This is a genomic window from Belnapia mucosa, assembly GCF_016775475.1.
Taxonomy (GTDB): domain Bacteria; phylum Pseudomonadota; class Alphaproteobacteria; order Acetobacterales; family Acetobacteraceae; genus Belnapia; species Belnapia mucosa.
Genome location: NZ_JAEUXJ010000084.1, coordinates 1 through 634, shown reverse-complemented (window position 1 = coordinate 634; position 634 = coordinate 1). Strand labels below are relative to the sequence as shown.

The window sequence follows — 634 nt, the reverse complement described above, 5'->3', positions numbered from 1 at the left end:
GCGCGCGAGCGGATGCCGGGGCTGCCGGTGCTGTTCATCACCGGCTATGCCGGCACGGCGCTCGTGCCAGGCGTCGAGGTCATCGGTAAGCCCTTCGATCTCGACACCTTGGCATCTCGGGTCCAGGCAATCCTTAAAGCGAGCTTGCGAGGGAGTAGTGGGAGTGTTGGAAAGCCAGGACACGAAACGCGTAGTGAAGCCCCTGGTTGAGCAAGGCGGGGCATCCCGGCTTGCTGCCGGTTTTCCGCAGCGTGAGTTAGCGCGAACTGGAGCTGCTGTGGCAAGATCGTGCCATGATGATCGAAAGCACCGACGGCGTGAGCCTTAAACAACCAATAGTACCCGCAAGCGATATTCCGCACCGCTCGTAGCAAAGCTCAGCTTAGCCTCACCTCCTAATTGTCGCGGCAAGCTCTGTTCCAAAAGACGTGAACCGAAGCCACGACGTTGTGGCACAGGCACCCTAGGACCTCCACTCTCTCGCCAAAGTACTTCCAGAGCGGTACTACCACCGGAGCCCTGGCTTGTTGCTTGGCTTGGAGCCATTTGCTAAGACCCCGTTTGAGAATGTCCGACCGGCGGTGTTTTGGGCTTTGGCTCTGCCCAGATGGATGGGATGTGGACCAAGGAGCAC

1 pseudogene is annotated in these 634 nt (G+C 59.3%); it reads left to right on the top strand.

Annotated features, from left to right (window positions below):
- Nucleotides 1-210: pseudogene (locus JMJ55_RS31440) on the top strand (hypothetical protein); the annotation flags it as partial.
- Nucleotides 211-634: the final 424 nt, after the last annotated feature.